Raw genomic sequence first — 26,059 nt, 5'->3', positions numbered from 1 at the left:
TCGGGAATTGGCTAACAAAGGCCCTAACCAAAGGGGGGCACCGCGTTGGCCAAAGCCAAAAACATCCTGTTCATAATGTTTGACCAGCTACGCTGGGATTATCTGAGTTGTTACGGCCACCCACATCTGCACACTCCGAACATTGATCGGCTGGCCGCTCGCGGCGTGCGGTTCGATCGCGCATACATCCAATCCCCAATCTGCGGCAGTTCGCGCATGTCCACCTATACCGGGCGCTATGTGCATTCTCATGGCGCGTCCTGGAATGGTATCCCGCTGAAAGTGGGAGAGATGACGATGGGCGATCATCTACGTAAAACCGGGATGGATTGCTGGCTGGTCGGCAAAACTCATATGAAGGCGGATGCCGAAGGAATGGCACGGCTGGGGCTGGAGCCTGACAGCCTGATCGGCGCCCGCGTGGCAGAGTGCGGCTTCGACGTGTTCGAACGTGACGACGGGATGCGCCCCGAGGGGCCGGATGGGTTTTACGACCCGGATGGCGCGAAGGCGTACAACAGATACCTTTCCGACAAAGGGTATGAGAGCGACAACCCGTGGCACGATTTCGCCAATTCCGGGCTGGATGCGGATGGTAACGTTTTGTCTGGCTGGTTCCTGAAAAATTCTTCCGAGGCGGCAAATATCGCAGAAGAAGACAGCGAAACCCCATACCTAACCGGCCGCGGTATCGAGTTCATGGAGAAAAACGATGGTCCGTGGTGCTGCCATCTGAGTTTCATCAAGCCACACTGGCCCTACATCGTGCCAGAACCCTACGCCTCGATGTATGGGCCCGAGCACGTGCTGCCAGTGGTTCGATCCGATGCAGAGCGTCAGAATGCGCATCCGGTGCTGCGGGCGTTCGTGGAAACGAGAATTGGTCAGACCTTCTCACGTCAGGATGTACGGGATGCTGTGGTGCCGGCTTACATGGGCCTGATCAAACAGGCCGATGACCAAATGGGTCGCCTGTTCGACTGGATGGAGGAAACGGGCCGGATGGAGGACACTATGATCGTGCTGACCTCGGACCACGGTGATTTTCTGGGCGATCACTGGATGGGGGAGAAGACGTTCTTTCATGACGCTTCGACCAAGGTGCCGTTGATCATTTACGACCCGTCACCCGAAGCCGATGCGACCCGTGGTAAAGTCAGTGATGCGCTGGTCGAATCCATCGACCTAGCGCCGACATTTGTAGATCTCTCTGGAGGTGAGGTGGGTTCACATATCCTCGAAGGACATTCCCTGTTGCCTATCCTGTATGGGCAGCAAGAGGAGACGCCCCGCGATGTGGTGGTATGTGAATATGACTATTCCGCCTCACCGACTGCCGACGCGCTGAAAGCCTCGGTCCGCGATGCGGTCATGTTTATGGTTGCTAACAAGAAATGGAAGCTGATTCATTGCGAAGGCGGCCACCGGCCATTGTTGTTTGATCTTGAGAATGATCCGAACGAGTTGAATGATTTGGGCTGCAGCGACGAGCATGCGGACGTCATTGCCGAGATGTACGATCACCTCTTCGCCTGGACCCGCCGCCCCTCGCAACGCACGACGCGTTCGGAACAGCAACTGATCGAAATGCGGACAAAAAGCCGGGGCCGGGGTGTTGTGATCGGGGTATATGACGAGAATGATATCCCTCTGGACCTGACCGTCAAATATCGCGGACGAAAGGCTCGGCCTTTCGAGGACCTTATCGGCAAGGATAAACCACCTCGACCATAATTCTGTCCGACCGGGATCAAATAGACGGTTCACCCGCCGGTGGTCAGACGATAAAAGACAGGCCAAGAGCAGAAATCCGGAGAGCCTCAAATGACCGCCCCCAAGCCCGTTGTCCTGTGCATTCTCGATGGTTGGGGCTTATCTGAGGACGCCAAGGCCAATGCGCCCTATCTGGCCAATACGCCCACTTTCGATGCGATCATGGCCAACTGTCCGCACGCGACACTGATCACGCATGGGCCGGATGTTGGCCTGCCAAGCGGTCAGATGGGGAATTCGGAAGTCGGCCACACCAATATAGGCGCGGGTCGAGTTGTGGCTATGGATCTGGGGCAGATTGATCTGGCGATCGAGGATGGGTCGTTCTTCAGTAACGAGGCATTGCAGGATTTCATTGCCAAGGTGAAAGCCTCCGGTGGCACTGCACATTTGATGGGATTGGTGTCAGATGGCGGGGTGCATGGGCATCTGAACCACATCGTCGCCGCGGCCCAAGCCATTACCGATGCGGGTGTGACTGTCGCGCTGCATGCGGTGACCGATGGCCGGGATGTTGCTCCGAAATCTGCCTTTACCTACATCGCCGAACTTGAGGAACGCCTGCCAGACGGGGCACGCATCGTTACGGTAAGCGGGCGCTATTTCGCGATGGACCGCGATAACCGCTGGGAACGTGTCGGCGAGGCCTATGAAGCGATGATGAAGGGTCAGGGCCGGGCGGCTGCGACAGCCCACGGCGCGATTGACCATGCCTACAATCAGTCGGAAACCGATGAGTTCATCGTGCCGACGGTCCTGAATGGATTTGGCGGGGTGAAAGATGGCGACGGATTCTTCTGTCTGAATTTCCGCGCCGACCGGGCGCGAGAAATTCTGCGCGCGATTGGCGAACCCGGCTTTACCGATTTTGACACCGGTCCGCGTCCAAAACTGGCCGCTTTGCTGGGAATGGTCGAATATTCGGACGGTCACAACGCATATATGACAACCGTGTTCCCCAAGCGAGACATCGTGAACACTCTGGGCGAATGGGTCGCAAAACAAGGTCTGCGCCAGTTCCGTCTGGCAGAGACCGAGAAATACCCGCATGTGACATTTTTCCTCAACGGCGGCAAGGAAACACCGGAGGTTGGCGAAGACCGCTTTATGCCGAAATCACCTAAAGTGGCGACCTATGACCTTCAGCCCGAGATGTCTTCGGCCGAAGTAACCAAGAAATTCGTTGAGGCGATCGAGGCCGGATACGATCTGATCGTTACCAATTATGCCAACCCGGACATGGTAGGCCACACCGGCGATCTGAAAGCCGCGATCAAGGCGTGTGAGGCCGTGGATCAGGGGATGGCTCAGGTCGTTGCCGCCCTAGAAAAGGCTGGTGGTGCTATGATCGTCACAGCTGATCACGGTAATTGCGAAATGATGGTCGACCCCGAAACCGGTGGGCCGCACACCGCGCATACAACCAACCCGGTGCCCGTGGCGCTGGTAGGCGGGCCGGAAGGCGCCACGCTGCGCAACGGACGCCTGTCCGATCTGGCACCAACCTTGTTGCAACTGATGGGCTTGGAGCAGCCGCCTGAGATGACCGGCAAGAGCCTGTTGTCATGACCCTGCGCGCGCTTCTTTTGGCAGCGCTGTTTGCGACGCCGGTCCATGCCCAGACCGATCCGTCAACGGCGGCGCTGAATGCAGCGCGCATGTTGGAAGAAGCGTCAATCGCTCTGACTGAGGCCGAAAGTGCCCGCGACCGGGTTCGTGCGCTGACCGAGACTGTTCAAGCTTATGAAGCCGGCCTGACCGCCATGCGTGACGGGCTGCGCCGTGCCGCCACGCGCGAAGCGCAGCTAATCGCCGAACTGCGCACGCGTGAAAAAGAAATCGCGCAACTGCTTGGCGTATTGCAGACCATTGAAACCACCGCTCCTCCGGTTTTGATACTTCACCCATCCGGCCCGCTGGGCTCGGCTCGCGCGGGGATGATGCTGTCCGAAGTCACGCCGGGCCTGAACGCCCGCGCGCAGGCGTTGGCCCGTGACTTGCAGGAGGTTCAGACGCTGCGGCTGCTGCAGCAAAGCGCCGCAGAGACTCTGACCGAGGGCCTGACCGGCGTTCAAACCGCCCGCACAGAGCTCAGCACCGCAATCGCCGACCGAACCGATCTACCTCAGCGATTTATAGAAGACCCGATCCGAACGGCGATACTGATCTCATCTACGGAAACGCTGGAAGGGTTTGCCAGCGGTCTGTCCGAAATCTCGGAAGGGGAGATCACCGAGACTGGCGCGGACATTTCCAACCGCAAAGGTCAGGTTCCATTGCCTGCGCAAGGCGTGCTGCTGCACCGCGCCGGCGAGACTGACGCGGCGGGCGTCAAACGCCCCGGAGTAGTGCTGGCTACCAGACCCCGCGCTATTGTGACTTCACCGACTGCCGCCACGATACGTTATCGAGGACCCCTGTTGGATTTGGGGAATCTGGTGATCCTCGAGCCTCAGCCCGGACTTTTATTTGTGTTTTCAGGCCTGCAAGAGGTTTATGGTGACGCGGGACAGGTGATCCCCGAGGGTACTCCAGTGGGTTTGATGCCCGGTGAAACACCCGAAATCGGCGCTATTTTGTCAACAAGCGGTGATGGCACTGGAACTGACCGGTCAGAAACGCTCTATATAGAGGTAAGACAGGATAACAGCCCCGTGGACCCGGAATCATGGTTCCGGACCAGCAAGGATGGATGAACACGTATGAAGAAATTTGTGATGGCCGGTCTGGCCGGAACCGTGGCAGGCATAATCGCAACCACTCAGATCGCGGGCCCTTTGCTGGCGCAGGAGGCCGAGAGCAAGGCCAGCGTCTATGAGCAACTGGATTTGTTCGGGGACATATTCGAACGAATCCGCGCGCAATATGTAGAAGAGGTTGAACCGGAAGAGCTGATTGAGGCGGCGATTGACGGCATGCTGACCTCGCTGGACCCACATTCCAGCTATCTGTCACCAGATGACGCTGAACAGATGCGGGTGCAAACCCGTGGCGAATTCGGTGGGCTGGGCATTGAAGTCACACAGGAAGATGGCTTTGTGAAAGTTGTCTCTCCGATTGACGACACCCCAGCAGATGCCGCAGGGATCGAGGCCGGAGACTTTATCACCCATGTCGACGGCGAGAGTATTCTAGGCCTGACGCTGGACAAGGCGGTTGATCTGATGCGGGGTCCAGTCGGGTCGGAGATCGTGATCACCGTTGTGCGCGAGGGTGAGCAGGAACCATTCGACGTCACTATCATCCGCGATACGATCAAGTTGACCGCGGTGCGTGCGCGTACCGAAGGTACCAGCGTCGTACTGCGTGTCACCACCTTCAACGACCAGACTTTCCCCAACCTGCAGGAGGGACTGAATGAACAGATCGAAGAGGCTGGCGGAATCGAAAAGGTCAACGGCTTTGTTCTGGACCTGCGCAACAACCCCGGCGGCCTGCTGACGCAGGCGATCAAGGTCTCGGACGCGTTTCTGAACGAAGGTGAGATCGTTTCAACTCGCGGTCGCGATCCGAGCGAAGGCGAACGTTTCAACGCCACCCCCGGCGATCTGGCCGAAGGCAAGCCGATAGTCGTTCTGATCAACGGCGGTTCTGCCTCTGCTTCCGAGATTGTGGCCGGCGCGTTGCAGGACCACCGTCGCGCTATCGTGGTGGGTACCAAAAGCTTCGGTAAAGGCTCGGTTCAAACAGTAATGCCGCTGCGCGGGGATGGGGCTATGCGCCTGACAACGTCGCGTTATTACACACCGTCGGGCCGCTCGATCCAAGCGCTTGGTGTCAGCCCTGATATCATCGTCGAACAGCCACGATCGACGCCGGAAACGGAGGAAGAAGACTCGAACCGTCCCGCCCGATCCGAAGCTGACCTGCGTGGCAGTCTGAACAATGACAGCCTCAGCGAAGACGAAATCCGTCAGATCGAGGAAGATCGCGCCCGCGCCGAAGCCACCGCTGAGCTGCGGGAAGAGGATTATCAGTTGGCCTACGCCATCGACATCCTCAAAGGTTTGTCGGCCTTCAACCCGAACGGGCCATCTCAGTAATTTAGAAAGGGCCGCCGGATAGGGCGGCCCTTTTTCGTTGGGCCAATCAGCTTTCGACTTTGTGCAGTTTTTCCTCGTCCAGTAGGATGGCAAGCAGCACGCCGACCGAGACGGACAAAGTCGCAAAGATGAAGGCCGTGTTCATTCCAGTATCAAAGGCCCCAGCAATGGCGGTTTTGACTTTTTCGGTCTCTGGCCCGGTTAGTTTCTCCATGACTTCTTGGGCGGACGCAGTGGTGAGCGTTCCGCCGTTGATAGCCCTCTGATCGGCCTCTGACATATCAACCCCGGCTGCCTTCAGGCGTTCGCCTAGGCTGCTCAGGCTGGATAAATACATGATCGCGGTGGCGCAGGCTACCGAGATGGCGCCGTAGACCAGGTGAGTCATAAAGCTCAAACCTCCCACTAGGCCGGCCCGTTCCGGTTTAACCGCGCAGACGGCGGCGGTGCCTGATGGTCCGACTGTCAGAGTGGCCCCCAGCCCCATCATCGCCATGCCCGGCAGGATCTGGAAATACCCCAAACCCGTAGGCATCACGACCACACTGGCTGCCCCGACTGTTGCGCAGAGATACCCCCAGAACAAAAGCCGCTTGGGACCAAAGTCGTTGTACAGCTTGCCAGAAATAATAGAGCCTACGGCCAACAGAACCGTCAGAGGGGTCAGCCCGAGGGCCGATTGCAAGGTCGACCAGCCCAGAACCTTTTGCATGTACTGCGGAAAATACATCAACGCGACAAAGGCTGCCGATACGTTGAACATGTTCAGCCCCAATGTGATCCGGAACTCGCGGTTTGCCATCATCTGAGGCAGTAGAAGCGGCTCTTTCACCCGTTTCTCCACTTGTGGAAACAGGACGAACAGCACCGCGCTGACAGCGAAAAGAAACAGCAATGGAGGCGAAGTCCAGCCCCAGTCTGCGCCCACGTCCAGCCCGTAGAGCAGCAGGAGAACGGCAAATGACAGTACGCCCATACCGGCAAAGTCAATGTGTTCACCTTGTTTGTGCTGGGTTTCACGCTGCATCAGCAAGAGAGCCGTCACCATCGAGATGGTCGAGAACACGACATTCGCCAGAAAGAACAGACGCCAATCCCCTAGACTGACCACTGCGCCACTGATCAAAGGGCCAATTACGTTACCGCAGGTAACACCGGCCAGTATCAACCCCATGATCATGGCCCGATGTTCGGGCCGAGAAATCTTGGTCGCGCCAAAGGCCAGCGTACATGGCCAGACACATCCCGCACCGATCCCCTGTAACGCGCGGGCGATGATCAGGAAATCCAGGCTGGGCGATACGAAGCACATGATGGATGAAAACAAAAAGATCGAAAGACCGATCAGCATCATCTTGCGGTGTCCGAACATGTCACCCAGGCGCCCTCCTGCGACCATGGTAATAGCGAAGAACAGGGCGTAGATGTTCAGAACCCATTGGGTGCTGGTGATGTCAGCGTCGAAACTGTTTTCGATGGCCGGAACAAGGATCAGCGCGCCAGTAAAGTCGATACCGATCCCGAAACCAGTTACCATCAAAGCAATGACTTTAATAATGGCGTTGCGATCCATGACCTTGCTCAGGCTGTTGCGGATCGCTCAATGATGCATGGATTCTGCTTAAAAGATAGGAATTTAACCTCTTGCTGGGTTACACGCCTTCACTCTGAGAACGCCGGAATGCCCGTTTCAACAAGTCAAGTTCAGCGCGCAGCAGCTCTAGTTCAGCCCGCAGATCATCCGCTGCGGGAGCTCCGGCGATGATGGTGAAATCTCCGAACCGCTCAGCCGTGGAAGCGTCAGCGATCACAAAGCAATGCACCCCATCGGACAAGGCTGCCATCGGTACGGGAATGCTGAGCGTCCACCCATCCTCAGCAGGCGCAATACGCACTTCCTCTAGGGTTTCGCCCAGATACCGCACCTCTACATTCGGCTCGGCTTTGACGTGCAAATGTCCTTGCCACAGGCCGTTTTCAAACCGGATGGGCGTCAGTTTCAGATGCGTCATACCATAAACTCTCACAAATCGGCGCGGTGATGGCGGCAGAAGGTCAGATCGCGCAGCGAGACAAGGTTCATCTGTGGCTCTTCAAAGATAAGGTCCAACCAGATTTTTTCTATCCGAGCCTCATTCAAAGGCAGGTGCGCCAGATCAAAGTCAATCGTACGGGGCTGAGTGGGCAGGTTCATCTTGTGGAGAACCTGCTCCGTATTGGGCCCGTGCTGGATATTCAGGCGCGCAAAAACCTCGAGTGGCTGTTCCGCCTCAATTGAGGTATCCAAACGCATAAGGTGCTGTTTGGTCAAACCTTGCGCAGCTTCAGGCGGCAGTTCCACGGATAGCGACAGAAATGTGCCTGAAAAGCCGAACACCTCAACTTTCAGCCCGAAAGGAGCCAGATCCTCATCGCGGGAGTTCTTGGCTTGCCGCATCCCGATCTCGGCCATGGGGCAGTCGTGGAACAACGTTATCTGCCTGTCCATCTGGGCCTTACGCGGGACGGAGGCCATACCCGACCGGGACAACGGCCCGCGCCACAGGTCAGGACGCCAACTCCAGTCGGTGCTCAGAGGTTTGGGAAATTGGGTCGACCCGACTCGTGGATGGGTCAGGCGGCCATTGGCTTTGTGGATCAGCATGTCCAGTTGGGAGCGCAACTTGCGAGCGTCGTCACGCTGCTGACGCAGCTGCGGCTCGGGGGCTGCGGCTGCTTCTTGCAGGGCTTTGCGCCAGCGTTCGACAACCCGGCGGTGAATATAGCGATCCAGTAGTCTGCCCATGGCCCTATCGTTCAAGAGTGAGCCCCTCTTTAGTCAAAGACGGCATCAAGGTTAAAGGTGAATTAACAGATTGTGAGATCAAAACTCCCGAATTTGTGATGACAACAAAGTATAGGCGCGGCCGCCGCGATCTGTTAGACCCCGCCATTCTTGCAATCATCCGGGTCAGTGCTTACCGTCTGACACCTGACTGCAAGGGACTACCCAAAAACCAATCAAAACGTTTTGAGGCATAACCGGGGTATGGAACCCACTCTATTCGCGTTCATCTGGAAATATTCAAAAAAACAACAGCTTGTGCTGCTGTTCTTGACGGTCCTTTCCTTTCCATTTCTGTATGCTTCGCTTGAGTTGCCCAAGCAGATCATCAACGGTGCCATCGGTGCACCCAGTGATACGGTCACGGTATTGGGGTTCACCGTAACGCAGGTGCAGTACCTGATGATCTTGTGCTTTGCCTTTTTGGCCACCGTGATTGCCAGTGGGCTGATGAAGATGCGCATCAACACGATGAAGGGCGTTTTGGCCGAGCGCATGCTGCGCCGTTTGCGGTTCACTCTGATCCACCGCACCATGCGGTTCCCGAAATCCTATTTCGCCACGACCAGCCAGGGCGAGCTGGTGTCGATGATCACCTCCGAGGCTGAACCGATGGGTGGTTTGATGGGCGATGCGATCGCTCAACCAGTGTTCCAGTTTGGCCAGATGATGACCATCGTCACCTTCTTGTTCATGCAAAGCGTGTGGTTCGGCCTTGCCAGTATCGCGCTGATCCCGCTGCAAGCCTGGCTGATCCCGAAATTGCAACGCCAGATCAACCTGCTGAACAAAGAACGCATTCAGGAAGTGCGGAATCTCAGCTCTGAAATCGGGGAAAGCGCTGCGGGTATCAGTGACCTGCGTACAAATGGCGGGTGGCGCTATCGGCTGGCGCAGTTCAGCCATCGGTTGGGGCTCTTGTTCGATATTCGGTTCAAGATCTACAACAAGAAATTCTTTATGAAGTTCCTCAACAACCTGATCACGCAGATGACCCCGTTCCTGTTTTACTCGGTCGGCGGTTATCTGGCGATTACAGGTGAGGTGACAGTGGGCGCGCTCGTCGCGGCGCTTGGGGCCTACAAGGACCTGAGCGGCCCGTGGAAGGACCTGCTGACCTATTACAATCAGGTTCAGGACATGTCCTTGCGGTGGGAGGTCGTGACCGAACGCTTTGCGCCCTCTGACATGATCCCTGAAGAATTATTCGTGGGCGAACCCGAGGTGATCCCCCATCTGACCGGCGAGGTTGAACTGCGCAACGTGACCGTGCGGGACGATGACGGGAAAACCATTCTGGAAGATATCGACCTGACCATTCCCAAGGGTGCCCGGGTGGCGATTCAGTCAACCCATGCTTCGGAGCGCAACGCCCTGGCACAAGTGCTGACCCGCGAAGTGCTGCCGGTGCAGGGCGAGGTCATCATGGCCGGTCACAACCTGCAAAACCTGCATCAATCCGTGATCGCTGCCCGGATCGGGTATGCCTATTCGCGACCCTACCTGTTCAATGGTACTGTGGGCGACAATCTGATGATGCCGTTGCGCCCGCATCCCCAACATGAAGCAGACGCGGTTAAGGCCCCCAGCCGCTGGCAGATCGAAGCCGCGCGATCCGGCAATCCGACAGATTCCCTCTCAGATGAGTGGATTGACCCCGAGCTAGCCGGGCTGGATGACGTTGAGGACATTCGGGACTGGTGGTTCCAACTGGTCGAGGCGATGGGGACTGATGAGCTGCTGCTGCGCCGGACACTGCGCACTCAGTTCGACCCGAAGCTACACCCCGATCTGGCGCGGGACGTAGTCAATCTGCGCGAAACGGTTGCAGAACGGCTAAAGGAAAACGGGCTGGACCGCCACGTCTACCGGTTTGATCCTGACCGTTTCAATCCGACCGTGCCGCTTGGGGGAAACCTGCTTTACGCTACCCCATCACGGGATATCACGCCCGAATCTTTGGCCGACGACAGGCGGTTCAAAAACATGCTGAGCTCACATGATCTGGCCGATGATGCCATGAACATGGCAAGCGACGTGGTCGAGACGCTGGATCAGGCATTCGGGCGCGGCGGAACGGACCACCCTCTGTTTCTGCGTCTGGGCATGTCAAAGGAGATGTTCCACCGCCTGCTCGATATCAAGGATCGGCGAAAAACCAAGGATGACAGTGATATCAGCGAGGCCGAACGCTCGCTGCTGCTGACGGTTCCGTTTCTGTTGACGGCCGAGCAGATCGGCCCGGATTTCCCTCAGGAATACAAGGACAAGATTCTGTCTATTCGAAAAGAGCAGTCCGAACGGCTCCAAGGGGCCTTGAACGGCATGTTCATTCCATTGTCTCCCGACAGCTATTTCCCGCGCCTCACCGTGATGGAGAATGTGCTTTATGGTCGGGTCTCCATGACAGCAGGCGCGCATGCCGAAGAGATCGAGGACTTGGTGGCGCAAGCCATGAACGAGGCAGGTCTACGTCGTCGGGCGGCGGCTACATTGTTCGATCTTCAGACCGGGTTGGGTGGAAACAACCTGCCGACGGTGTTTCAGGAGCGGGCCGCGTTTTCTCGTGCTGGGATAAAACGTCCTGACATTCTTATCCTCGACAAGGCTCTGGCCAGTCACGATTCCGAAAGCCGCCTGCGCACGCGTCTGCGTCTGCGTGAATTGCTTCCTGACTCGATCATGATCTTCATGGAAGATCACTTTGCTCATCCCGAAGCTTATGATTTGTTTGTCGAAATTAAGGATGGCCGCATCGACGGTGTCTCGCGCACGCAAACCCGCCTTGAAGACGGTGCCTCGGCTGATCTGAGCACCAAACTGGAGATCATCTCCTCGACCGAGCTGTTTTCTGGCATCGATGCGCGGAACCAGCGGCTACTGGCATTCTCGGCGCAATGGTACGAAGTGGCAAAGGGGCAGGTGATCTTTTCGCGTGGGCAAACGCCGGATGCCGCCTACTTATGCATCAAGGGACAGGCCAACCTGGATTGGCACAGTGAGGATGGAACCCGGCGCACTATTTCGGTCATCGAACCCGGTCGTCTGATCGGAGACCTTTCGATCATCACGGGCGAAGTCCGGCAATTGGACCTGACAGCTGTTTCAGATTGCACATTCTTGCGCATCGGCGCTGAGGAACTGCGCGCGGTAATAGAAAGCGATGCTTCTGTAGCGGTACAACTATTGCAGACTGTCGCGGGGTATCTGACCACTCTGGCCAACAGGATCAACACGGCGCAGAACCCATCCGATATCTTCTCGGACGCCCCCCAATCCCTCGAAGGTGAAAGCACCGGCAACAATGCGTGACCCCGCCGCCTATTCCGCCCACGAGCAATTGGTACGCGACGCCCGTGCCCGCCCCGAACTGTGGCGTCTTGTTGTTGGGCTAGTCATTATTCTCGCGTTGTACATTGCGCTGAATTCTGTGCTTTTTGCGGTGGTTGGTGGATTGGTCTCGCCGGAACAGGCCCAGGGCCTATTGCGGGGTACTTCGCCGTTTGCCACACTTGTTCTGCTGATCAGTTTCGGGTTTCTCACACTGGGTGTTGCCATCGCTGCCTGGCAGTTGCAGCGTCGGCAACTTGCTTCAATTCTGGGCCCGTACAGCCTGTGCCTGCGCCAGTTTTGGCAAGTGCTGCGCGCGCTGGTGATTCTGGCGCTGGTGATGACAGCCCTTCCACCATACGGCATGGGTGAGCCTCTGATCCAAAACCTTACTTTGTCCAAATGGCTGCTGTTGCTACCCCTGTCAGCAATTGCGGTACTGATTCAGACCAGCGCCGAAGAAGTTCTGTTTCGCGGCTATATACAACAATCACTGGCCGCCAGATTCCGATCTCCAATAATCTGGATGGGATTGCCTTCTGTTCTATTTGCGGCGGGTCATTACGCACCCGGAATCACAGGCGAAAACGCCCTTCTGGTTGCTGCGTGGTCATGTGTGTTTGGCCTTCTGGCTGCTGATCTGACAGCGCGATCGGGCACATTGGGGCCAGCTATCGCGCTGCATTTCCTAAACAATACCATCGCACTTCTGTTCATCTCGCTGCCTGAGACCCTAAGCGGCCTAGCCTTGTACCTGTTGCCTTACGACATGTCCGAGACAGGCCTGTTGCGGCAATGGCTGTTCGTGGATTTTGCTGTAATGATCGTCAGTTGGTTAACTGCGCGTCTCGCACTCAGGCGCTGATTGCATTTCCTTCCGTAGCGTCTTATTTGACGTCAAAGCCGCATAACAAGGTTCCGACATGAACTGGATCACAAACTACGTCCGCCCCCGGATCAATTCGATCTTCTCTCGCCGGGAAGTGCCTGAAAACCTATGGCACAAGTGCGACGAGTGCGGCACGATGCTGTTCCACCGCGAGCTGGCGGAGAACCAGAATGTTTGTACCCAGTGCGGACATCACATGGCGATCACCCCGCGTGAGCGGTTCAAGCACCTGTTCGACGGGGGTATTTTCACCGAAGTCGATGTCCCGGCACCAAAAGACGATCCGCTGCAATTCCGTGACCAAAAAAAATACCCTGACCGTATGAAGGCGGCGCAAAAGAAGACCGGCGAGAAAGAAGCGATGCTGGTCGCCACCGGCGAGATTGGACGCACTCCGATTGTGGCTGCAGCGCAGGACTTCTCGTTCATGGGCGGGTCGATGGGCATGTATGTCGGCAACGCCATCATCGCTGCCGCGCAAGAGGCGGTGAAGTTGAAGCGACCGCTGGTCCTTTTCTCCGCCGCAGGCGGCGCTCGGATGCAGGAAGGCATCCTCAGCCTGATGCAAATGCCGCGTACGACCGTGGCCGTCGAAATGCTGAAAGAGGCGAACCTGCCCTATATCGTCGTGCTGACTCACCCCACCACCGGTGGCGTGACCGCATCTTATGCGATGCTGGGCGACATCCATATCTCGGAACCCAATGCTCTGATCTGTTTTGCCGGTCCGCGCGTGATCGAACAGACCATTCGTGAAAAACTGCCCGAAGGGTTCCAGCGCGCCGAATATCTGCTGGATCACGGCATGCTTGACCGCGTCACAAAGCGGACTGAGATGCGGGACGAATTGATCACCATCACACGCATGCTGATGAACCAACCTCCTGCGGTCAAAGGTGATCTACCCGCGCCTGAACCCGAAGAGACCAAAGTCGAAGCAGAAACCGCAGCCGAGGACACAGGCGAGAAATGACCAGTCAGACATCTGACGTCATCCTGGACCGGATGATGGCGCTGCACCCCAAGATCATTGACCTGACCTTGGATCGCGTTTGGCGTTTGTTGGCAGCCTTGGACAACCCTCAGAACAAGTTGCCGCGCGTGATCCATATCGCCGGAACCAACGGCAAAGGCTCGACCCAGGCAATGATCCGCGCCGGGTTGGAAGGGGCAGGGCTGTCGGCTCATGCCTATACCTCGCCCCACCTTGCGCGGTTCCACGAACGTATTCGTCTGGCTGGAGAGCTGATTTCTGAGCCTGCACTGACGGACGTATTGGATGAATGCTACGCCGCTAATGATGGCGAGAACATTACCTATTTTGAGATCACCACCTGCGCAGCCTTACTGGCCTTTGCGCGGGAGCAAGCGGATTACACGCTGCTCGAGGTTGGATTGGGTGGCCGACTTGACGCCACAAACGTCATTCATGACCCCGCGGTGACGATAATCACGCCGGTCTCGATCGACCACGAACAGTTTTTGGGCAATTCGCTAGGCAAAATCGCCGCCGAAAAAGCGGGTATCATAAAACCCGGCGTGCCCTGCATTGTTGGCCCGCAACAGGACGAAGCACTGGAGGTCATCGAATACACTGCCGCGCGTCTTGGGGCTCCGCTATTGGTCCACGGTCAGCACTGGCATGTGCACGAGGAAAACGGGCGTCTGATCTACCAGGATGAAACGGGTCTGCGCGATCTGCCATTACCCAACCTTCTGGGCGCGCACCAACTCCAGAACGCTGGTGCCGCACTGGCCGTTCTGCGTCACCTGAATCTGGGCGATGACGCTTATGAGGCCGCGGTGACAAAGGCCGAATGGCCCGCACGAATGCAACGCCTGAAAACCGGACCTCTGGTAGAGGCTGCGCCACAGGCCGAACTGTGGCTGGATGGTGGCCACAACGCCGCCGCCGGCATCGCATTGGCAGAAGTTCTGGCGAAACTCCCGGAACGCCCAACCCACATGATCTGTGGAATGCTGAATACCAAGGACGTGACCGGTTATCTGGCCCCGCTGGCCAAACAGGCCCAAAGTTTGACGGCGGTTTCCATCCCCGGAGAAGCTGCCACGCTCAGCGCCGAGGACACAGCGGCCGCGGCTGCCAAAGTTGAGCTGCCCGCTTCGTCCGCGGAAAACGTCGCAGAGGCACTGAAAGCTATCGTGGCGAAAGACTCTAAGGCGCGCATTCTGATCTGCGGTTCGCTTTACCTTGCGGGCAACATCCTGCGCGAAAACGGCTAATCCTTCCGCAGGGCTCCACCGGACTAAAAACACTCCGGGGGGAAAAGCGCAAAACGCGGCAGGGGCAGAGCCCCCTATTGCCCCCAGTCCTGATCCTGCATTTCCCGCAGGCGTGAAGCGGTCCGCTCAAATTCGAACGTGCCTTCACCTTCGACATACAGCATCTCGGGTTCGGCCGCGGCGGAACAGATCAAACGTACCTTCGCTTCGTACAACGCGTCAATCAGCGTGACGAAACGTTTGGCTTCATTAAAATTATTGCGTGAAAGGCGCGGGATGTCTTCCAGCACCAAAACCTTTAGCTCTTCGGCAATCGCAAGATAATCCGCAGGCCCCAGCATCCGACCGCACAGATCATAGAACGAGGCCCGCGCGACACCATTCCGAAACGCAGGCAGTTCGACCGCACGGCCTTTGATCTGTAACACCAAAGGTTCAGCGTTGCCCCCTGAAAGATCATGCCAAACACTCCGAATGCTCTGACGCGCTTCGGGGCCGATCGGGGTGAAATAAACAGGCGCGCCTTCAAGGCGGTTCTGACGGTAATCGGTGGGTGAAACCAGTTCCCAGACTTGAAGCTGTTCCTTGATATGAGCGATGAACGGGAGGAAAAGTTGCCGGTTCAGTCCGTCTTTATACAAATCATCGGGATGCCTGTTGGATGTGGTGACAACCACCACTCCACCTTCGTGCAGAAGATCAAACAAGCGACCGACGATCATCGCATCGGTGATATCGGTGATCTGCATTTCGTCAAAGGCCAACAGCTTGACCGATTTCACAACGTCCTGCGCCACCGGGGCCAGGGCATCTTCGATCCCGTCCTGACGGGCCTTATGCATGCCCGCATGGATTTCCTGCATGAAGGCGTGAAAATGTACCCGTCGCGCTGGGATATCGGCCAATGAGTCGACGAACATATCCATCAACATAGATTTGCCGCGCCCCACGCCGCCCCACAAATACAACCCTTTGGGTGGAGGAGGAGCCTTACGGAAAAGCCCACGCTTCACCGGAGTTGCAAGGGCTTCGCGGATGCGCTCAAAATGAGGCAGAACAGCCTCTTGCGCGTCATCCCTGGTCAGGGTGCCATCGGCCACCCGCGTGTCGTAAAGCGAAATCAAACCCGTCATGATCCGAGGCATAACGTCCGGATTATCCGTTGAAAAGCAGCCTTTTTCCGCGACACATCAATTTTCCTTATCTATCACCGCAAAACTCCTGAATTGACCAACAGGCAAAACCGGATAACGTCCGGGTTCCCCATCCCTGAGGTTGCTATGCCCCAATCAGCCCGTCTTTTAAATCCGATCCTGATCGTTGGATGTGTCATCATCACGGTCAGCTTCGCCGTCCGCGCCTCGTTTGGGGTTTTCCAGATTCCTATTGCCAGTGAGTTCGGCTGGCTGCGCACTGATTTTTCGCTGGCAATTGCAATCCAGAACCTGGCTTGGGGGATTGGGCAACCTATCTTTGCCGCGATTGCCGAAAAGATAGGTGACCGCAAAGCGATCATTCTGGGCGCGCTGACCTACGCGGCTGGCATGGTGTTGTCGGCATGGTCTGTCACACCGTTCGGGCACCAGATGTATGCGTGGCTGGTTGGGTTCGGTATTGCCGGCACTGGCTTCGGCGTTGTGTTGGCTGTGGTTGGGCGTGCCTCATCCGACAAGAACAGGTCGATGTCTCTTGCCATTGTCACGGCAGCGGGCAGTTTCGGTCAGGTGATTGGCGCTCCGACTGCCGAATGGTTGCTGACTTTCCTGCCATGGCAGCAGGTCTTCATCGTGTTCGCCGTCGCAATCCTCGCCCTTGTTCTGACGCTGCCGTTCATGCGCGCACCTCAACAGGTCAGCAAGGCCGAGTTGGAAGAGAGTATGAGCCAGATCATTGGCCGTGCATTCCGCGACCCCTCCTATGCAATGGTCTTTCTGGGTTTTTTCAGCTGTGGCTATCAGTTGGCCTTCATCACTGCCCATTTCCCCGCCTTTGTGACCGAGATGTGTGGCCCAATTCAGCCCGGCGGTGTCCTGCATTCACTGGGTATCACCACTACATCGGCTTTAGGCGCAATAGCGATTTCACTGGTCGGTTTGGCGAATATCGGCGGCACGTTGTTGGCTGGTTGGGCGGGCAATCACTTCCCCAAAAAGTACCTTCTTGCTGCTATCTATACAGGTCGAACGCTCGCAGCAGCGATTTTTATCATCATGCCGATCACCCCCATGTCAGTCATCGTGTTCTCGATCGTCATGGGGTCGCTCTGGCTTGCCACGGTGCCGTTGACCTCGGGCCTTGTCGCGCATCTCTACGGGCTGCGCTACATGGGCACGCTCTACGGCTTCATCTTCCTTAGCCACCAGATCGGAGGCTTCCTTGGTGTGTGGCTGGGGGGGCGGATGTATGACGTCTATGGCGACTACACAATGGTCTGGTGGATCGGTGTGGCCGTCGGTGCGTTCAGCGCCATTGTCCACCTGCCCATTCGGGAAAACCGACCCATCGCAGTTGCGGCATGAGCTAGGCTGCCTCGTCTGGGGTCAGCAATCCTTCGGCCACCAGACGGTCTGCCCAGCCTTGCGGTCCGGTGAAGTGATGCGTTTGCCACCCTCGAGCGCGCGCCGTTTCGATATTGTCGAAGCGGTCATCTGCGAACAGCAAACTGCCAGGAGGCAGACCACAATCGGACTCAACCATCTCGTAGATCGGCGCATGCGGTTTCACAGTCTTCATCCGACCCGAGACGTAGTGCCGGTCGAACTCGTTCAGGAACGGATAGACTGTCGTGGCATAGTCAAAATTCTGCACCCCGAAATTGGTCAGAGCAAAGACCGGTACGCCTTTGGCTCTTAAAGCTCGTTGCAGACGCACGGAATGAGGAATTTCCGGTGCGGCCAGTTCGATCCAGTTGTCGTGCCACATCCGGATCTCGTCGCGCCACTTGGGGTGTTTTTCCGCCCAGTTGTAGATGGTGTCAGTAAAGTGATGCCCCTGATCCACCAGATCGTTCATGCCGTGCAAATCGACCTCGGCGAACATGGCGCGACGGCGATCTTCCCCGATGACCTTGTCGTAGTAGCGCTCTGGCTGCCATTCGATCAGAACATTTCCAATATCGAAAATCACGGCTTCAATCGGCATAAGGAATCCCTGTGAAATCAATTTTGGTTGCGCCCGACTGAACCAATCCCGGCTCAGATTTACAAGGCAGAACCGCAGCGCAAAGCGCTGCCGGGCCCAACGGGAGAAAGCGCATCTTTGATGCGTCTCAGACCGGCGGGAGTGTTACCCGCGCAAGGCGGCGCGCAATTCGCGTTCCAGCGCATCCAGAAATCGGGACCGGTCCGCCTTTCCAAATGGCTTGCCACCGCCGCCAGCGCCAAGAGGGTTGGCCGCGCGCAAGTCGGCCATCAGATCGCGCATCGCCAGTTGCTGGCCGATGTTGGCGACTGTGAACGCTTCACCATTGGGGCGCAAAACCCGCGCCCCAGCCTCAACACATTTCGCTGCCAGTGGAATATCCGAAGTCACGACGACATCCCCAGACCCACAACGCTCGGCGATCCACTTGTCCGCCTCATCCGCGCCTTCCGCCACGATGACGACCTGCACCAGGGGGTTTGCCGAAGGCCGCAACCCTCCATTTGACACCAGCGCCATAGGCACCTTGTGCCGTGTGGCCACTCGTTCGGCTTCGGCTTTCACCGGGCAAGCATCACCATCGACATAGAGCGTGGTCACGCTTTCTTAGCCTCTTTCTTCGCAGGTTCCGCGGGCTTCTTACGCACCTTGAACTCCTCGGGGATCGGCATGCGGTTGAAAGCATCCAGACCCGCGATCTTGTAGGCCTCGGCCAGTGTAGGGTAGTTGAAGGTGTTCTGCACGAAGTAATCCACAGTACCTTTAAGGTTCAAAACCGCCTGAGCGATGTGGATCAGTTCTGTCGCGCCTTCACCGACGATCTGTACGCCCAGCACCCGGCGGGTTTTCAGCGAGAACAGCATTTTCAGCATGCCATGCTCCAACCCCATGATGTGCCCGCGTGAGGTTTCGCGGAACCGCGCCACTCCGACCTCATAGGGGATGCCGCGTTCCTGCAATTCTTCCTCGGACATGCCGCATGTGGAAATCTCGGGCACCGAGTAGATGCCATAGGGGTACCATGGGCTTTCCGGCAGGGTCGGTGTTTCCAAAGCATGGCAGGCTGCCACGCGGCCCTGCTGCAGTGACGTTGAAGCCAGTGAAGGATGCCCAATCACATCGCCCGTTGCATAGATATGCGGCACCGAGGTTTGATAGGTCTTGCGATCTACCTTGATACGATTGCGATGATCCGTTTCCAGTCCGACCGCGTCCAGGTTCAGCGCCGAGGTAGCGCCCATACGTCCGGCCGCGAATAGCAGCATCTCGGCGCGGACATGGCGACCATTGTCGAGCGTAACCTCAACATGTTCGCCTGCGTCCTCGATCTTCTCGACCGCAGACCCGAGCCGCAGGTCGACGCCATTTTCACGGATTTGATGTGTGAAATCGTGGATCAACCGTTTGTCGATGAAGTCGAGGAAGGTTTCGCGAGGTTCGATCAGCGTCACCCGCACATCAAGGGCCGAGAACATAGTGGCATATTCAACGCCGATCACGCCGGCACCGATCACAACCAGAGAGCGCGGGATTTCTGCCATCTCCAGAAAGTCATCACCATCGACCACTGTCTTGCCGTTGAAGGGCACATAATCAGGGCGATAGGTTTTGGTTCCAGTGGCAATCAGGAACTTGGCCGCCGTCAGGCGCGTGGTTTCTCCGGCATCGGTGGCGACCTCTACCTCATGCGGGCCGACAAATTTCGCCAGACCGTTGAGCGTTTCCACGTGGTTGCGGTTGAACTGATGTTCCAGAACGTCGACCTCGTGATCGAGCGTCATGTGCAGGCGCGCCTTGAGGTCTTCGGCTCGGATCTGGTCTTTGACCCGGTAAGAGCGGCCATAAAAACTGCGTTCGCGCCAACCGGACAAGTTCAGTACCGTTTCGCGCAAAGTCTTCGACGGGATGGTACCGGTGTGAACGGAGACGCCCCCGAACCTGTCTTTCCGATCGATCACGAGCACACGCCGTTTCAGCTTGCCCGCCTGGATTGCAGCCGAACGCCCGGACGGGCCCGACCCGATAATGATCAGGTCGTAATCGTATTTGCTCATGCCTCAGTCTCCGTACAGCGCTTCGGCGTGGAAGGTGATGTGGTCTTCCATAAAGGTCGAAACAAAGAAATACGAATGGTCATAGCCGGGTTGCAGACGATATGTTGCCTGTTGACGACGTTCGGCAATTGCCTGGGCTAAAGCTTCGGGGCGCAGCAGGTCGATGAACTGATCGTTGGTCCCGGTGTCGATCAGGATCGGGCCGTCGAAACCAACCTCTTTCATCATCAGCGAGGCGTCATGTTTGGTCCAGGCGGCCTCGTCATCGCCCAGATAGGCGCTTAGCTGTTTACGCCCCCAATCTGCACTCGTTGGGTTCGAGATCGGCGCAAAGGCCGAGACCGAGCGATAGCGGCCCGGCAGGTTCATCGCCAGCGTCAGCGCGCCGTGACCGCCCATCGAATGGCCGGTGATCGCCTGACGGTTCATGTCAATGGCGAAATTTTCGGCCAAAAAAGCAGGCAGTTCTTCGGCCACGTAGTCCCACATGTTGAAATGTGGCGCCCAAGGGGGCTGAGTTGCATTTACATAGAACCCAGCACCCTGTCCTAGATCGTAGTCTTCGTGATCGGCCACGCCTTCACCACGGGGTGAAGTGTCGGGAAAAACAACTGCAATCCCTTGCTCTGCCGCCCAAGCCTGTGCACCGGCCTTGGTCATGGCGTTTTCGTGGGTACAGGTCAGGCCGGACAAATACCACAGGATCGGAATCGGGCCGTCCTTCGCCTCGGCGGGCAGGAACAGGCCAAAGGTCATGTCGCATTGGCAGGCTGAGGAAGCATGGCGATACACGCCCTGCACGCCACCGAAACAGGCGTTTTCCGAGAGGGTTTCCATCTGGCAGAGTCCTTCACTTTGGGTCGCGTTATGGCTAACGATCCAAGGGGGCGGCGTAAAGGCCACGCGACTTCAGCGCATGTAATTTTTGGACGTAGCTGTCAGAGTGTCGCAACCCACGCGATAACGACCGGTACGGTTAGGATGCTGGCCGCTGTCGATAACAGTATCGCCGCCGAGGCGCGATGCGGGGCCACTCCGTAATGTGCAGCCAACATATAGACATTGCCCGCGACCGGCAGGGCCGCAGCAGCAATGGCGACCGAGGCCGGAAAATCCTCAACTGGGATCAGCCAGATCAGGGCAATGGCCACACAAACCGGGTGGATGACCAGCTTGCAAAAACTCAGCCATGCGGCAATCTGCACCCGTTCGGCGGATTTCGAAGCCAGTGACGCTCCAATCGCAAACAACGCTCCCGGTGTGGCCGCGCCGCCTAGAATAGTCAGAAAATCGTTAAGGACTGTCGGAACTGGAACCTGCAGTGCCGACCATAACATCCCAGCCGAGATCGACACGATCATCGGGTTTTTAACCAAACCCAACCCGATCAGACGCAGGGTCGCCGGGGTCAACCGCCCATCGCGCCCGCCATTAATCAAGATTACGATCAGCGAGGAAAACACCACGAGATCGACCGTTAGAACCAGCATCACAGGACCGATCGCGGCCTCAGAAAAAAGCAACGCCAGCATCGGCAGGCCCAGAAAGCCGACATTGCCGATGGCGGCGCACTGGGCCTCGACCGCGGCGGTGGGGATGTCGAGCTTGCGTATCCAAGCCACCAAGGTCGCTACCAGATATACGGCCATGGTGCCCAGCAGATAACCCAGAACCAGGCGACCATTGAAAATCTCGGCGAAGGGTAGGGTGGCCGCAAACCGAAACAGCATCGCTGACAGCGCAAAATAGAACACGAATTTGGTCAGATAAGCTGTGGCGTCTTCGGTAAAAAATCGGCTGCGCCCGGCCCAGTATCCCAGGCCGATGATCGCGAAGAAGGGCAGTGTGCGCAGAAAGATATCGACCATGGCCAGAGTGTTAGCATGGTTTGACCGAGCGGCAAGTCAATCCCGGCCAGAAGGGTTGCCTGAGGCTCTGTCGGAAAAATGAACGTAATTTACATTGCGAAACGCAACGGAATTATGCGAATCGTTGTATCTGAACTGATCGGTTTATAGTTTGACAGGATCAGCCAACCACGGAGAGCCCATGACCCAGACCGCCGCCATCCATCGCACAGGCCGCAAATTCGATCAGGTTTTGCAAGGTGCCCGAGAGGTGTTCATGGCGGACGGGTTCGAAGGCGCAAGCGTAGATGATATCGCACGGGCGGCAGGTGTCTCCAAGGCGACATTGTACAGCTATTTCCCCGACAAGCGGCTTTTGTTCATGGAAGTCGCACATACTGAATGTTCCCGCATGGCGCAGGACATCGTCTCCATGGTCGACGATACCAAGCCCGCACGAGAGGTTCTGACGATTGCAGCCACGCAGCTTTGTCGTTTCTTCGTTTCAGAGTTTGCGCAGCAGGTATTTCGGATTTGTGTGGCCGAACGCGACAGGTTCCCAGAATTGGGCCAAGCTTTTTATGAAGCAGGACCACAAAACGGAACGCGGCAAATGGTTGAATACCTGCAAAAGGCCGTGGACAAGGGTGAACTGGCTATAGAAGACTTGCAGATTGCTGCCGAACAATTCACCGAGCTGTGCAAAGTACGCAACTGGTCGAGGGGCCTTTTGGGAATTCAGACCAGCTTCAGCCAATCCGAAATTGATGAGATCGCGTTGCAGGCGGTCGACATGTTCATGGCCCGATACGGGGTCTGACCGGGCACGCGTGACTATGATTTGGGCAATTGCACAGGCATTTGACCACAGCACAGTCGACCGCCAAGTTGTCGTTTGACAGGTTGACCGATCTGGAAAACCATCAGGCGATACAGCTAGGGGCCTGTGACTATTGACCAGTGTGAACACCAGCTTTTCCCGGCGCCTGAGCGAACTGATCGTTCAGATTTATCCCGACCGTGACCACGCGGCACTGGCTGCTCAGATCACCGACGCCTTTTGGCCTCCCGACACGCATCGGCGCAAACAAGGGCGCAAGCCGGGCAACAAGCTTTGGTCGGAAAAAGACAGTGTTCTGATCACCTACGGCAACTCGATTGAGGACCAAGCCCACAAACCGCTGGATTTGTTGCATGATTTCCTGATCCGACATCTGAACGGCGTTGTGAATGGTGTACACATCCTGCCGTTTTTCCCGTTCACCTCTGACGATGGTTTCGCTGTTTCGGACTACTACACCGTCAGCGCTCAATTGGGAGATTGGCCTGATATCACTCGGATCGCTGGTGATTTTCACCTGATGTCCGATCTGGTGCTGAACCATGTTTCAAGCCAGGGTGCGTGGTTCACCAACTATCTGCAGGGGAAATCTCCGCACGACCGATTTTTTTTCGAAGCCGCGCCCGAGGATGACTTGTCTGACGTCGTGCGTCCGCGCACCACGCCTTTACTGCGACAGGTCGAAACCAATAAGGGAGAGAAATACGTCTGGTGCACTTTCAGCCACGATCAGGTGGATTTGGACTTCTCAAACCCCGATGTGTTGATTGAGATGCTGCGAATTATCCGCCTGCATATCGACAAAGGGGTACGCATCCTGCGGCTGGATGCGGTGGCTTTTGTCTGGAAAGAGATCGGCACCAATTGCATTCACCTGCCGCAAACTCATGCCATCGTGCAACTGCTGCGATTGCTGTGCGACTACGCCACGGAAACGCTGGTGTTGTTGACCGAAACCAACGTGCCGCGCACCGAGAACCTTAGCTATTTCGGCAACCGGAACGAGGCGCACGCGGTCTACAATTTCCCACTGCCACCGCTGATCCTGCATGCGATGCAGTCTGGTACGGCGCGGTATTTGCGTGAATGGCAAGCCGCTATGCCACCGGCACAGTTGGGCTGCGCCTATCTGAACTTTACCGCAAGTCATGACGGCATAGGGATGCGACCTGCCGAAGGCGTTCTGCCCACTGAGGAGAAAGAGCGCATGATAGACACCGTGCGCCGGATCGGCGGACTGGTCTCGATGCGGGCACTGCCGGATGGTCGCGAGGAGCCTTATGAGCTGAACTGCGGGTACTTTGAGGCGATGCGCGCCACGTTTTCCGGTGAAGACCAGTACCATTTGGCACGGTTCATTTGTTCTCAGACGATCGTCATGTCGTTGGAGGGGATACCGGCCTTCTATATCCACTCCCTGCTGGCCACACCAAATGATCACGAGGCTGTGGAACGGCGCGGCATGAACCGGGCGATCAACCGGCACCGCTGGCACTACCCCGATCTTCTGGCGCGACTGGCCGATCCGGGATCTAATCAGGCGCTGGTATTGTCGGAACTGTCACGCCGCCTGCGCCTGCGGGCGCAACAACCCGCATTCCACCCGAATGCCACGCAGTTCACACTCCGGTTGGAAGACCGTGTATTCGGCATCTGGCGGCAGAGTTTGGACCGCAGCCAGTCGATCTTTGCACTGCACAACGTCTCGGCTGAGCAGGTACATGTCAGCCCTGCCGAAATCAATATGATTGCCGAAGAGGTCTGGACCGATGCCCTGACCGGAGAAATTTTGGCCACCAACGGCCCCGATATCGTGCTGGCGCCGTATCAGTGCCGCTGGATCACGAACCGGGTGTGAACTCCGTTAGATCTTCGGACACCGCCGTCTTCAAGCGCAACAGGAATTCAGGATCCGCCGAGTGAACACGGTTCCACGTCGGGATGAACGGCGTTTCATGCGGATTGTCGAGAAAAACCTGACCGGCGCGGATGATGTTTTCGGCGAACAGCTCGATGGATTTCTCCTCCTTGTGTCGATCCAGTTCCAGCCCATTCATCTTGGCATCCGTATAGTAGCCCTCCAGCAGGTCCAGAGCCGACCTATAATAGGTGGCCTTGAGGGTGCGGAACGTGTTGGGCGTGAACACCGTGCCATCGGCGGCCAGCTTGCGAAAGATCGCCTTGCAGATATCCGTGGACATGCGGGAAAGGCCGCGATTGGCGTCTTCGGGCGACAAATCCTGGTGTTTGTGGTCGTAATTGTCAGCGATTTCCACTTGGCAAACGGATTTCGGCGCTAAGTTGCGCCAAGCCTCGGACAAAACGCCTATCTCCAACCCCCAATCCGAGGGGATGCGCAGGTCGGGCAGGGTTGGGGTGCGTATCGCGAACTCTCCTGACAGCGGGTAGCGGAAGCTGCGCAGGTAATCGAGGTAATCGCGATCTCCGATCACCTTCTTCAACGCAATCAGCAGCGGGCTGACCAGCAGGCGGGTGACGCGACCATTCAGCTTGCCTTCGCCTATGCGGGGATAAAAGCCTTTGGCCATTTGGAATGGAAAGGTCGGGTTGACGACCGGATAGACCAGCCGGTCCAGCATTTGGCGGTCGTACGTCACGATATCGCAATCGTGGATCGCCATGACCGAACTGTCTGCGCAAGCCAGTAGGTACCCGATGCAGGACCAGACATTCTTGCCCTTGCCAGGTTCCTGGGGGGCCAGCCCCAGCCCTTGCAGATGCGATTGCAGATCGGTCAGGCGCGGGCTGTCATTCCAAATCACTGCATGGTTTTGCGGCAGATTGGCAAAGAACGACCGAGCATGGCGGTATTGCTGCTCATCCGCCTGATCCAGGCCGATGATAATGCGGTGCAGATACGGCACCTGCGCCAGTTCTTTCAAGATGCCTGTCAGCGCAGGGCCTTCCAGTTCGGAATAGAGGCAAGGCAGGATAAGAGTGATTTTTCGCGTCTCAGCAAAGACCGAAATCTCATGCGCCATTTGTCCGGCGTGTCTGCAGCGCAGGTTGTGCAGGGTGGTGATGTTTCCGTTCTGATGAAAATCTGCCATGT

The 26,059-nt window shown here is 57.1% G+C and carries 21 protein-coding genes; 11 read left to right on the top strand and 10 right to left on the bottom strand.

Annotated elements, in window-relative coordinates:
• Positions 1-45 precede the first annotated feature (45 nt).
• The 4 genes from ABLN94_RS05885 to ABLN94_RS05870 all read left to right on the top strand — a co-directional run bounded on the left by ABLN94_RS05885 (position 46) and on the right by ABLN94_RS05870 (position 5,816).
• On the top strand, positions 46-1,734 hold the full coding sequence (locus tag ABLN94_RS05885) for a sulfatase-like hydrolase/transferase (RefSeq protein WP_352990313.1): 1,689 nt from the start codon (positions 46-48) through the stop codon (positions 1,732-1,734).
• Positions 1,735-1,824: 90 nt separating this feature from the next.
• Positions 1,825-3,342 (top strand): 2,3-bisphosphoglycerate-independent phosphoglycerate mutase, encoded by a 1,518-nt coding sequence (gpmI, locus tag ABLN94_RS05880; RefSeq protein ID WP_352990310.1) that lies wholly within the window; start codon positions 1,825-1,827, stop codon positions 3,340-3,342.
• Positions 3,339-4,469 carry a murein hydrolase activator EnvC family protein gene (locus ABLN94_RS05875; RefSeq protein ID WP_352990307.1) on the top strand — a complete coding sequence of 377 codons (1,131 nt, stop codon included), beginning with the start codon at positions 3,339-3,341 and terminating at the stop codon, positions 4,467-4,469. The genes gpmI and ABLN94_RS05875 overlap by 4 nt, the downstream gene beginning before the upstream one ends.
• Before the next feature lie 6 nt (positions 4,470-4,475).
• Positions 4,476-5,816, top strand: a complete 1,341-nt coding sequence (locus tag ABLN94_RS05870) for a S41 family peptidase (RefSeq protein ID WP_352990304.1) — start codon at positions 4,476-4,478, stop codon at positions 5,814-5,816.
• A gap of 46 nt (positions 5,817-5,862) precedes the next feature.
• Here the strand turns inward: ABLN94_RS05870 and ABLN94_RS05865 are convergent, their stop codons facing one another.
• The 3 genes from ABLN94_RS05865 to ABLN94_RS05855 all read right to left on the bottom strand — a co-directional run bounded on the left by ABLN94_RS05865 (position 5,863) and on the right by ABLN94_RS05855 (position 8,601).
• Complete coding sequence (locus ABLN94_RS05865) at positions 5,863-7,389, bottom strand: MFS transporter (RefSeq protein ID WP_352990302.1); 1,527 nt, start codon at positions 7,387-7,389, stop codon at positions 5,863-5,865.
• A gap of 79 nt (positions 7,390-7,468) precedes the next feature.
• A complete protein-coding gene (locus ABLN94_RS05860; protein WP_352990299.1) occupies positions 7,469-7,828 on the bottom strand; it encodes a hypothetical protein in 360 nt (119 codons plus the stop codon).
• Between the two features lie 11 nt (positions 7,829-7,839).
• Entirely contained in the window at positions 7,840-8,601 is a 762-nt protein-coding gene (locus ABLN94_RS05855) for a DUF6478 family protein (RefSeq protein ID WP_352990297.1), read from the bottom strand.
• A 243-nt stretch (positions 8,602-8,844) separates the two neighbouring features.
• On the opposite strand from ABLN94_RS05855, the gene ABLN94_RS05850 reads away from it, so the two are divergent.
• The 4 genes from ABLN94_RS05850 to ABLN94_RS05835 are packed head-to-tail and all read left to right on the top strand — an operon-like array spanning position 8,845 to position 15,103.
• Positions 8,845-11,952 carry an ABC transporter transmembrane domain-containing protein gene (locus ABLN94_RS05850; RefSeq protein ID WP_352990295.1) on the top strand — a complete coding sequence of 1,036 codons (3,108 nt, stop codon included), beginning with the start codon at positions 8,845-8,847 and terminating at the stop codon, positions 11,950-11,952.
• Complete coding sequence (locus ABLN94_RS05845) at positions 11,945-12,835, top strand: CPBP family intramembrane glutamic endopeptidase (RefSeq protein WP_352990293.1); 891 nt, start codon at positions 11,945-11,947, stop codon at positions 12,833-12,835. The genes ABLN94_RS05850 and ABLN94_RS05845 overlap by 8 nt, the downstream gene beginning before the upstream one ends.
• A 58-nt stretch (positions 12,836-12,893) precedes the next feature.
• On the top strand, positions 12,894-13,832 hold the full coding sequence (accD, locus tag ABLN94_RS05840; protein ID WP_352990290.1) for an acetyl-CoA carboxylase, carboxyltransferase subunit beta: 939 nt from the start codon (positions 12,894-12,896) through the stop codon (positions 13,830-13,832).
• Positions 13,829-15,103 (top strand): bifunctional folylpolyglutamate synthase/dihydrofolate synthase, encoded by a 1,275-nt coding sequence (locus ABLN94_RS05835; protein WP_352990287.1) that lies wholly within the window; start codon positions 13,829-13,831, stop codon positions 15,101-15,103. Before accD ends, ABLN94_RS05835 begins: the two co-directional genes overlap by 4 nt.
• 74 nt (positions 15,104-15,177) lie before the next feature.
• Here the strand turns inward: ABLN94_RS05835 and zapE are convergent, their stop codons facing one another.
• Complete coding sequence (zapE, locus tag ABLN94_RS05830) at positions 15,178-16,236, bottom strand: cell division protein ZapE (RefSeq protein ID WP_352990951.1); 1,059 nt, start codon at positions 16,234-16,236, stop codon at positions 15,178-15,180.
• A gap of 147 nt (positions 16,237-16,383) precedes the next feature.
• On the opposite strand from zapE, the gene ABLN94_RS05825 reads away from it, so the two are divergent.
• Positions 16,384-17,622: an MFS transporter gene (locus ABLN94_RS05825; RefSeq protein ID WP_352990285.1), complete on the top strand. Its 1,239-nt coding sequence runs from the start codon at positions 16,384-16,386 to the stop codon at positions 17,620-17,622.
• 1 nt (position 17,623) lies between these two features.
• Here the strand turns inward: ABLN94_RS05825 and ABLN94_RS05820 are convergent, their stop codons facing one another.
• From ABLN94_RS05820 to ABLN94_RS05800, 5 genes are all read right to left on the bottom strand, one after another.
• Positions 17,624-18,244: an HAD family hydrolase gene (locus tag ABLN94_RS05820; protein ID WP_352990283.1), complete on the bottom strand. Its 621-nt coding sequence runs from the start codon at positions 18,242-18,244 to the stop codon at positions 17,624-17,626.
• A gap of 144 nt (positions 18,245-18,388) precedes the next feature.
• Positions 18,389-18,844 (bottom strand): YaiI/YqxD family protein, encoded by a 456-nt coding sequence (locus ABLN94_RS05815; RefSeq protein WP_352990280.1) that lies wholly within the window; start codon positions 18,842-18,844, stop codon positions 18,389-18,391.
• Positions 18,841-20,298, bottom strand: a complete 1,458-nt coding sequence (gene sthA / locus ABLN94_RS05810) for a Si-specific NAD(P)(+) transhydrogenase (RefSeq protein ID WP_170495145.1) — start codon at positions 20,296-20,298, stop codon at positions 18,841-18,843. Before sthA ends, ABLN94_RS05815 begins: the two co-directional genes overlap by 4 nt.
• A 3-nt stretch (positions 20,299-20,301) precedes the next feature.
• Positions 20,302-21,135: an S-formylglutathione hydrolase gene (gene fghA, locus ABLN94_RS05805; protein ID WP_352990276.1), complete on the bottom strand. Its 834-nt coding sequence runs from the start codon at positions 21,133-21,135 to the stop codon at positions 20,302-20,304.
• A gap of 101 nt (positions 21,136-21,236) precedes the next feature.
• Complete coding sequence (locus ABLN94_RS05800) at positions 21,237-22,166, bottom strand: AEC family transporter (protein WP_352990273.1); 930 nt, start codon at positions 22,164-22,166, stop codon at positions 21,237-21,239.
• Between the two features lie 181 nt (positions 22,167-22,347).
• On the opposite strand from ABLN94_RS05800, the gene ABLN94_RS05795 reads away from it, so the two are divergent.
• Positions 22,348-22,965: a TetR/AcrR family transcriptional regulator gene (locus tag ABLN94_RS05795; protein WP_352990271.1), complete on the top strand. Its 618-nt coding sequence runs from the start codon at positions 22,348-22,350 to the stop codon at positions 22,963-22,965.
• Between the two features lie 142 nt (positions 22,966-23,107).
• A complete protein-coding gene (locus ABLN94_RS05790) occupies positions 23,108-24,844 on the top strand; it encodes a sugar phosphorylase (RefSeq protein WP_352990949.1) in 1,737 nt (578 codons plus the stop codon).
• Here the strand turns inward: ABLN94_RS05790 and ABLN94_RS05785 are convergent.
• Positions 24,828-26,057, bottom strand: a complete 1,230-nt coding sequence (locus tag ABLN94_RS05785; protein ID WP_352990268.1) for a glycosyl transferase — start codon at positions 26,055-26,057, stop codon at positions 24,828-24,830. The two genes, ABLN94_RS05790 and ABLN94_RS05785, sit on opposite strands and share 17 nt — an antisense overlap.
• Between the last annotated feature and the right edge of the window lie 2 nt (positions 26,058-26,059).

It is taken from the genome of Ruegeria sp. SCP11 (assembly GCF_040329455.1).
Classification (GTDB): Bacteria; Pseudomonadota; Alphaproteobacteria; order Rhodobacterales; family Rhodobacteraceae; genus Ruegeria; species Ruegeria atlantica_E.
This window is presented reverse-complemented; position numbering and strand designations above follow the sequence as displayed.